Consider the following 8,306-nt stretch of genomic DNA (forward strand, 5'->3'; position numbering starts at 1 on the left):
CGCGAGCGCGGCCTCCACCGCCTCACCCACCGGCTGCTCGGGGTGGCCCGCACGGCCGACGGCCTCGAACGGCGGGTCCGGGGGCAGGCGGCGCACAGCGGCGCGGGCGCGGACGTCGCGTTCCGCTGGCGCGCGACCGACCGCGGCCTGCTGCTCGCGACCGAGGTCGTGCCGTTCGGCGTGTGGGACTGCACATGGCCGCGGGTCGGCGTGCGCATCGACCTGCCGCTGGAGCTCGCGGACCACCCGGTCTCCTGGCACGGCACGGGTCCCGGCGAGTCCTACCCGGACAGCCGCTCCGCGGTCCGCGTCGGCCGGTTCTCGTCGAGCGTCGACGGCCTGTCCGTGGAGTACGCGCGCCCGCAGGAGACCGGCCACCGGCCGGAGCTGCGCTCGCTCCTCGTCGGCGACGGGTCCATGACCCCGCTCACCGTGACCACCCTCCCGGACGCGTCCGGCCACCGCGCGGGCTTCCAGCTCAGCCGGTGGACCCCGCAGCGGATGACGGACGTCGGCCACCCGCACGAGCTGCCCGCGCCCGAGGGCCTGCACCTGATCCTCGACGACGCCCAGCACGGCCTCGGTTCCCGTGCCTGCGGCCCCGACGTCCTCCCGCGCCACGCGCTCTGGCCGTCCCTGCGCACGTGGGAGGTGCTTCTGGGGTGAGCCGGGGCGGGTGCGCTGTCCGGGATCCGCGCGCGGCGGCCGGCCGCTCGGGGAGCACCCACCTCGCGTGGCTATGCTCCATGCGCGCGCATGGAATGCCCGTGCGCGGGAAGGAACGCACCATGAGCACCACCTACCGCGTCGGCTACCTCGTCGGCAGCCTCTCGTCCACCTCCATCAACCGCGCCCTCGCCGCGGCCCTCGAGCGCCTCGGCGCGCAGGCGGGCCTCGAGCTCACCGAGATCCCCATCGCGCCGCTGCCGTTCTACAGCGCCGACATGGACGGCGGCTTCCCCGAGACCGCGAACGCCTTCAAGCAGGCCATCCAGGACGCCGACGCGATCATGCTCGTCACGCCCGAGTACAACCGCTCCGTGCCCGGCGTGCTGAAGAACGCGCTCGACTTCGCGAGCCGCCCCTACGGCGAGAACGCGTTCCAGGGCAAGCCGAGCGCCGTCATCGGCACGTCCATCGGCGCGGTCGGCACGGCCGTCGCGCAGCAGCACCTGCGCAGCATCCTGTCGTTCCTCGCGTCGCCCGAGCTCTCGCAGCCCGAGGCGTACATCCAGAGCACCGAGGGCCTCATCTCGCCCGAGGGCGCCATCTCCGACGCGGGCACGGAGGAGTTCCTCCTGTCGTGGCTGCAGGCGTTCCACGCGCACATCGCCCGGAACACCGCGGCAGTCGCCGCCTAGGTCGCGCGCACGACGGAGGGCCCCGACGGGATCGTCGGGGCCCTCCTCCGTGCGCGGCGCCGGTCAGCCCGCGCGCACCGCGCGTCCCACGGGGTCGCCCACGCCCTCCCACTCGCCCGAGTGGTGGTTGTAGCAGACGCTCCCGTCGAGGCCGGCGCGGTCGGGCACGGCCTCGTCGGACACGACCTTGCCGAGGCGCTCCGGATCCGGCGCGGCCAGCGCGAGCAGCTTCGTGTAGTCGTGATGCGGATCCAGGATCACCTGGTCGCTCGGCCCCCGCTCCACCACGCGGCCCTTGTAGAGCACGAGGATCTCGTCCGAGAAGTGCCGGGCCGTCGCCAGGTCGTGGGTGATGTACAGCACGGCGAGGTTGTCCTCGCGCTGCAGCCGGCCCATCAGGTTGAGGACGCCCAGCCGGATGCTCACGTCGAGCATCGACACGGGCTCGTCCGCGATGACCACCTGCGCGCCCGGCGCCAGCGCCCGGGCGATCGCCACGCGCTGCCGCTGCCCGCCGGACAGCTCGTGCGGGCGACGCGCGGCCATGTCCTCCGCCGGGGTCAGGTTCACGCGCTCGAGCATCTCGAGCACCCGCTGGTGCGTCTGCGCCTGGCCGCGCGTGCGCTGGTGCAGGAGGAGCGGCCGGGCGATGTGGTGCTCGACCGAGTGGAACGGGTTGAGCGACGCGAACGGGTCCTGGAACACCATCTGCACGTGCCGCCGGTACAGCGACCCGACCACGGGCGTGCCGTCGTCGAGCTCCACGTCGATGCGCCCCGAGGTGGGCTTCTCCAGCTTCGCGAGCATGCGCGCGATGGTGGACTTGCCGGATCCGGACTCGCCCACGAGCGCGACCGTCCGGCCGGGCAGGAGGTCGAACGAGACGCGGTCGACGGCGCGGAACGCCTGCCGGCCCACGCCCTTGCGGATCGAGAAGTCCTTCGTCAGGTCGGTCACCGACACGCGGGTCATCGCGCCTCCTCCATGTCCTCGCCGCTGCGGATGAACGCGCCGCGCTCGCCGCTGAGGCTCGGGAACGAGCGCAGCAGCTTCCTCGTGTACTCGTGCCGGGGCGCGCGGTAGATCTCCTCCGCGCTCGACAGCTCGACGATCTCGCCGCGCAGCATGACGGCGATCCGGTCGCTGATCTCCAGCAGCAGCGGGAGGTCGTGGGTGATGAACACGACGGCGAAGTCGAGCTCGTCGCGCAGCCGCACGATCTCGCGCAGGATGTCGCGCTGCACGACCACGTCGAGCGCGGTCGTCGGCTCGTCCATGATCATGATCTGCGGCTCGAGGAGCATGGCCATCGCGATCATCACGCGCTGGCGCATGCCGCCCGAGAGCTCGTGCGGGAACGACGAGAGGCGGGCCGGGTCGACGCTCACGCGCTCGAGCACCTCGGCGCAGCGGGCGCGCCGCTCGGCCTTCGACATGCCCGGCCGGTGGGCCCGGAGCGTGTCGTCGAGCTGGGCGCGGACGCTCGTGACGGGGTTGAGGGCGTTCATCGCGCCCTGGAACACCATCGAGAGCTTCGACCAGCGGAAGGCCCGCAGCTCCTCGTCGCCGAGGGCCAGGAGATCGACGTCCTCGCCGCCGCGGTCGTGGAAGGTCACCGAGCCCGACGCGATGCGGGCCGGCGGCCGGTGCAGGCGGTTGATGGCGTAGGCGAGCGTGGTCTTGCCGCAGCCGGACTCCCCGGCGAGGCCGAGGATCTCGCCGGGTGCCAGCGTGAACGAGGCGTGCTTGACGGCGGTGACCGGGTTGTCGGTCTCGTAGACGACCGTGAGGTCCTCGACCGTCAGGACGCTCGACCTCCCGCCGCCGGGGGCGCCGCCCGTGCGGGCGGTGGGGACGGTGGCGGTCATGAGGCGGCCTTCCTGCGCTCGAGGCGGCTGGCGAGGCGTGCGCGCTTGCGGTGCAGGCGCACGTTCTTCAGCTTGGGGTTGATGATCTCGTCGATCGAGAAGTTGATGAGCGAGAGGCCGGTGCCGAACAGGGCGATGAGGAGCCCGGGAGGCCCGAACCACCACCAGGCGCCGAGCGACAGGGCGAACCCGTTCTGCGCGTAGAACAGCATCGTGCCGAGGGTCGAGGAGTTCGACGCCCCGAGGCCGAGGAAGGACAGGCCCGCCTCGCCGAGGATGGCCGCGATGACGGCGAACACGAACTGGCTCGCGAGCACCGGCAGCAGGTTCGGCAGGATCTCCACCGCGATGACGCGCCACGCCCGCTCCCCGGCGACGCGGCTGGCGGCCACGTAGTCGCGGGTGCGGATGGAGAGCGTCTGCGCGCGGAGGACCCGGGCGGAGGCCGCCCAGCCCGTGACCGCGAGGACCACCGCGATGGTCCAGAGGCCCCGGGACTCGCGCGGCACGAAGCCGGAGATGACGATCACCAGCGGGAGGCCGGGGATCACGAGGAAGACGTTGGACAGCAGCGAGAACGCCTCGTCGGCGAAGCCGCCGACGTAGGTGCCGAAGATGCCGAAGAACGCCGAGAGGACGGTCGCGAGCACCCCGACGAGGAGGCCGATCTGCAGCGAGCCGCGCGTGGCGTACGCCAGCTGCGCGAGCACGTCCTGCCCGGTCTGGGTCGTGCCGAGCAGGTGCTCCCAGCTCGGCGGCTGGAGCCCGGAGTCGCGGATGGTCGTCGGGTCCTGCAGCAGCAGGGGCCCGATGAGGCCGAACAGGGCGATGAGGCCGACGAGCGCGAGGCCCGCGGCGAGCCACGGGGTCATCGTCGGCAGCATGAGGCGCCAGGCGGAGCGCGGCGGCTTCCCGCGCTCGGCCGCCGCGGCGGCGAGGCCCTCGGTCGCCTGGGCGACGTCCGGCTCCGTGGAGGACTGGATGTTGGTCATGTCCGTTCCTTCCCGCCCTAGGCCCGGGCCCGGGTGCGCGGGTCGACGATCCCGTAGAGGAGGTCGACCACGAGGTTCGCGCCGAGCACGGCGAGGGTGATGAACAGGAAGATGCCCTGCATGAGCGCGTAGTCGTTGTTGGTGACCGCGTTGAGGAGCTTCGACCCGATGCCCGGGTACGAGAAGACCTGCTCCGTCACGATGGACCCCGAGACCACGAACCCGAGCGAGATGGCGAAGCCCGCCACCGACGGCAGCACGGCGTTGCGCGCCGCGTAGCTGCGGAGGATCCGGCCCTGCGTGAGCCCCTTGGCCTGCGCGGTGAGCACGTAGTCCTCGCTGAGCGTGGACACCATCATGTTGCGCATTCCGAGCAGCCAGCCGCCGAGGGACGCGATGACGATGGTCGCCGCGGGCAGGATCCCGTACTGCACGGCGGAGGAGATGAACTCCGCGTTCCAGCCCGGGTCGAGCACCACGTCGTAGCCGCCCTGCGAGGGGAACAGCTTCAGCGTCGTCGCGAAGACGTACACGAGGATCAGCGCGAGCCAGAAGTACGGCACCGCGGCGAGCATCGTGGTCGCCGGCACGAGGGAGTCGAGCCAGGTGCCCGGCTTCCAGCCGACGAAGGCGCCGAGCGTGACGCCGATGACCGCCGCGACGATCGTCGACAGCCCCACCAGCACGATGGTCCACGGCAGCGAGCCGCCGATGACCTCCGACACGGGGGCGGGGAAGTAGCTGACCGACACCCCGAGGTCGCCGCGGAACACGTTGACGAGGTAGCTCCCGTACTGCGCGATCAGCGGCTGCGAGGTGTCGCCCCCGAGGAGGAGCTCGTAGGCCCGGCGGGTCTCGGGGGTGATGGTGCCCCCGCGCTGCTGCAGCTTCGCCAGCAGGATGTCGACCGGGTTCCCCGGCAGGAGCCGGGGGATCAGGAAGTTCAGGGTCAGGGCGGCCCAGAGGGCCACCGCGTAGAACCCCGCCTTGCGGACGAAGTACATCACCGTCCGACCTCCTCTCCGGCGCCCGCTCGGGCCACGCGCTCCTCCTCGGTCATGCGGCTACTCCCCGGCCGGCTTCAGCGCCTTGAAGACCTGCGCGTTGTCCGGCGAGGCCCAGATGGCGGGGAAGGCGTACAGGTCGTCGTCGGTCGGCCAGCCCGTGAAGCCGGCGTCGTTGTACTCGCTCGTCGTGCCGCCGGTCATGATCGGCACGTAGGGCATGACGTCGACGAGCTTGCGCTGGATGATGTCGAACTGCGCCTGGCGGGCCGCGGTGTCGTCCGTGGACGTGGCCGCGAGGACCTCGAGTGCCGCGTCGACCTCGGGGTCGGCGAACCGGGAGAGGTTCGTGGACGCCGGGGTGCCGACCTCGGTGGTGTTCGCCGAGCTGAGGAAGTTGTTGTACAGGTAGTACGGGTCGCTCGAGGGGCCCTGGCCGAGCGAGTCGATGACCAGCTCGTAGTTGCCCTTCGTGCGCTTGTCGGTCCACTCGTTCCAGGAGGACTGCGCGGCGTCGAGCTCGATGCCGGCCGCCTTCATCTGCTGGGACATGGTGTCGATGGCGGTGATGTAGTCGGTCCAGCCGGTGACGACCTCGACCGTGAGGGCCAGGCGCTCGCCGTCCTTCGCGTAGATGCCGTCGGAGCCCTTGGCCCAGCCGGCGGCCTCGAGGGTGGCCGCGGCGCCCTCGGGGTCGGCCTTCATCGGGGCGACCTTCTCCTCGATGTCGGCGGAGATGGTGTCCTCCTGCGTGGGCAGGAGCGCGAAGGTCGGGGAGACCTCGCTCGAGGTGCCCTGGAACGCCAGGGCGTTCATCTGGTCGCGGTCCATCGCCTGGTAGAGCGCGTGGCGCACGGCCGGGTCGGTCTGCGGCCCGGTGCAGCCGAGGTCGGCGTTGGAGCACGTGATGAGCGCCATCTGGTTCTGCCCGATGGTGACGGCCTTGTAGCCGGGGTAGTTCTCCTCGACGTTGGCGATGTCCGGCACGGGGCCGGTCTGCCAGTCGATGGTGCCGGCCGCGAGGGCGTCGGCGCCCGCGGTGTTGCCGGAGAGGGAGAGGTAGCGGATCTGCTTCACCGCGGGCTCGCCGTCCCAGTAGTCGGGGTTGGCGGCGAGGGTGAACGCCTGCGCCTTGAAGTTGCCGAGCGTGAACGCGCCGGTGCCCACGGGCTCCTTCATCACGTCCGTCGCGGGGTCGACGTCCTTCCACTGGTGCTCGGGGACGATCGGCATGCGGCCGAGGACGTTGGGGAGGCTGACGTACGCCGGGTGGTCCCACGTGATGGACACGTGGGTGTCGTCGGTGGCGCTGACCTGGCCGTCGAAGCCGGTCGAGTTGATCGACGGGGTGTCGGCGATCATCTGCAGGGTGAACACCACGTCGTCGGCGGTGAAGTCCTCGCCGTCGGACCACTTGACGCCCTCGCGGAGGGTGACGTCGAGCTGGGTGCCGTCCTCGTTCCAGGCGTAGTCGGTGCCGAGGAGCGGCACCGGGTCCTTCGTGTTGACGTTCGTGATGAAGAACAGCGACTCGTAGATCGAGCCGATGCCGCCGATGGACGACGGCGAGTAGGGGTTGAGGTTCAGCTGGTAGTCGCCGGCCTGGCCGGTGTAGACGACGAGCGTGTCGGCGGCGGACGAGCCGGAGCCCGCCCCGCAGCCGGTGAGGGCGATCGCGGCGGCGGCGGCGAGGGCGACGCCGGCGGCGGCCCTCCTCCGTCGACGGGCGGATCCGGGGGGAGTGAAGAGGGACATCATCGTTCCTTTCCCGCCTCGAGGCGGACAGTCGGCAGTGACCGGGGAGTGCTCAGAGCGGCCCCGAGGGGCCGGTGCCGGTAATCCTCACTCGATAAATTAAGTGTGTCAAGTATTGTCGGACCACCTCAGCATCACGATGGGGTGACGATGCAGGAGGTCGCCCATGTCCCATCCGTCCGACCGGGCGTCCCGGCTCACGTCGCGCACCACCGTGCTCGACTGCATCCGCTCGGGCGGCACCGTGAGCCGGGTGGAGCTCACGGCCGCCTCCGGCCTCACCGGCGCGACCATCACGAACGTGGTGCGCGACCTCATCGCCGACGGGCTAGTGGTGGAGGTCGGGCGCGGGGAGTCCCGCGGCGGCACGCCCCGCCGGCTGCTGCGGATCGACGCGTCGGCCCGGGCGACGGTGGGCGTGCAGCTGGACCGCTCGACCTGCGCCGTCGTCGTGGTCGACCTCGCCGGCGCCGTGATCGCGCGCGCCGACCTGCCCGGCGCCTCCACCCGCGCACCCGCCGACGTGCTGGCCGGCATCGCCGCGGGCGTCGACCGCGTGCTCGCCGAGGCGGCGCTGCCCCGCTCCCGCGTGCTCGGCGTGGGGCTCGCGACCCACGGTCCCCAGGACCGCGACGCCGGCGCGCTCATGACCGACGACCCCACGCCGCTCTGGCGCGGCTTCCCGACCGTCGACGTGCTCGAGTCGCTCGTGGGGCTGCCCGTGCTGCTCGCCAACGACGCCGACGCGGCGGCCGTGGGGGAGAGCGGGTCGGACCACGGCGGCAGCCGGCGCACGCACGGCGTGATCTTCATGGCCGGCGGCATCGGCGGCGGGGTCGTCGTCGACGCCGAGGTCTACCGCGGGGCGTCCGGGAACGGGCTCGAGATCGGCCACGTGTCGCTCGACCCCGCGGGGACCCCGTGCGGCTGCGGCAACCGCGGCTGCGTGGACGGCGTCGCCGGGCCCATGGCCGTGGTCCGCGGCGCCATGGCGGTCCCGCGGCTCCGCGCGGCACTCGGGCTGACCGGCGCCCTCGACGCCACGCAGGTCGAGTTCGACCGCGTCGCCCGCGCCGCGGTCGACGGCGACGGCGAGGCGCTCGGCATCGTCCGGACCGCGGCGGGCTGGCTCGGCCGGGCGGCCGTCACGCTCGCGGACCTGTTCGAACTCGACCGCGTCGTGCTCGCGGGCCCGAGCTTCGCCATCGCCGGCGAGGTCTACCGGGAGGCCGTGCAGGGGGAGCTCGAGCGCTCGGTGTTCACGCGGCGCGTGCGGCCGACGCGGGCCGTGGTGGCCGACCGTCCGCGCGACTCGGCGGCCATCGG

The 8,306-nt window shown here is 72.3% G+C and carries 7 protein-coding genes and 1 pseudogene; 3 read left to right on the forward strand and 5 right to left on the reverse strand.

Features of this window, described 5'->3' with window-relative positions; genetic code table 11:
- Both Q6969_RS10445 and Q6969_RS10450 read left to right on the forward strand, forming a co-directional pair.
- Positions 1 to 666: pseudogene (locus tag Q6969_RS10445) on the forward strand (beta-galactosidase); the annotation flags it as partial.
- A gap of 122 nt (positions 667 to 788) precedes the next feature.
- Complete coding sequence (locus Q6969_RS10450) at positions 789 to 1,361, forward strand: NADPH-dependent FMN reductase (protein ID WP_317230386.1); 573 nt, start codon at positions 789 to 791, stop codon at positions 1,359 to 1,361.
- Positions 1,362 to 1,424: 63 nt separating this feature from the next.
- Here the strand turns inward: Q6969_RS10450 and Q6969_RS10455 are convergent, their stop codons facing one another.
- From Q6969_RS10455 to Q6969_RS10475, 5 genes are read right to left on the reverse strand one after another with little or no spacing between them, the layout of a single operon-like run.
- Positions 1,425 to 2,333, reverse strand: a complete 909-nt coding sequence (locus Q6969_RS10455; protein WP_094114831.1) for an ABC transporter ATP-binding protein — start codon at positions 2,331 to 2,333, stop codon at positions 1,425 to 1,427.
- On the reverse strand, positions 2,330 to 3,229 hold the full coding sequence (locus tag Q6969_RS10460) for an ABC transporter ATP-binding protein (protein WP_317230387.1): 900 nt from the start codon (positions 3,227 to 3,229) through the stop codon (positions 2,330 to 2,332). The genes Q6969_RS10455 and Q6969_RS10460 overlap by 4 nt, the downstream gene beginning before the upstream one ends.
- Complete coding sequence (locus Q6969_RS10465; RefSeq protein WP_094114833.1) at positions 3,226 to 4,221, reverse strand: ABC transporter permease; 996 nt, start codon at positions 4,219 to 4,221, stop codon at positions 3,226 to 3,228. Before Q6969_RS10465 ends, Q6969_RS10460 begins: the two co-directional genes overlap by 4 nt.
- A gap of 17 nt (positions 4,222 to 4,238) precedes the next feature.
- Positions 4,239 to 5,225: an ABC transporter permease gene (locus Q6969_RS10470; RefSeq protein WP_374953174.1), complete on the reverse strand. Its 987-nt coding sequence runs from the start codon at positions 5,223 to 5,225 to the stop codon at positions 4,239 to 4,241.
- A 60-nt stretch (positions 5,226 to 5,285) separates the two neighbouring features.
- Positions 5,286 to 6,980 carry an ABC transporter substrate-binding protein gene (locus Q6969_RS10475; RefSeq protein ID WP_317230388.1) on the reverse strand — a complete coding sequence of 565 codons (1,695 nt, stop codon included), beginning with the start codon at positions 6,978 to 6,980 and terminating at the stop codon, positions 5,286 to 5,288.
- A 166-nt stretch (positions 6,981 to 7,146) separates the two neighbouring features.
- On the opposite strand from Q6969_RS10475, the gene Q6969_RS10480 reads away from it, so the two are divergent.
- A partial coding sequence (locus Q6969_RS10480) for an ROK family protein (RefSeq protein ID WP_317230389.1) occupies positions 7,147 to 8,306 on the forward strand: 1,160 nt, incomplete at its 3' end.

It is taken from the genome of Clavibacter sp. MX14-G9D (assembly GCF_032917815.1).
Lineage (GTDB): Bacteria > Actinomycetota > Actinomycetes > Actinomycetales > Microbacteriaceae > Clavibacter > Clavibacter michiganensis_K.

Coding starts and splice junctions, on each gene's coding strand:
- Q6969_RS10450 (WP_317230386.1), top strand. CDS start 789: ATGAGCACCACCTACCGCGTCGGCTACCTCGTCGGCAGCCTCTCGTCC.
- Q6969_RS10455 (WP_094114831.1), bottom strand. CDS start 2,333: ATGACCCGCGTGTCGGTGACCGACCTGACGAAGGACTTCTCGATCCGC.
- Q6969_RS10460 (WP_317230387.1), bottom strand. CDS start 3,229: ATGACCGCCACCGTCCCCACCGCCCGCACGGGCGGCGCCCCCGGCGGC.
- Q6969_RS10465 (WP_094114833.1), bottom strand. CDS start 4,221: ATGACCAACATCCAGTCCTCCACGGAGCCGGACGTCGCCCAGGCGACC.
- Q6969_RS10470 (WP_374953174.1), bottom strand. CDS start 5,225: ATGTACTTCGTCCGCAAGGCGGGGTTCTACGCGGTGGCCCTCTGGGCC.
- Q6969_RS10475 (WP_317230388.1), bottom strand. CDS start 6,980: ATGTCCCTCTTCACTCCCCCCGGATCCGCCCGTCGACGGAGGAGGGCC.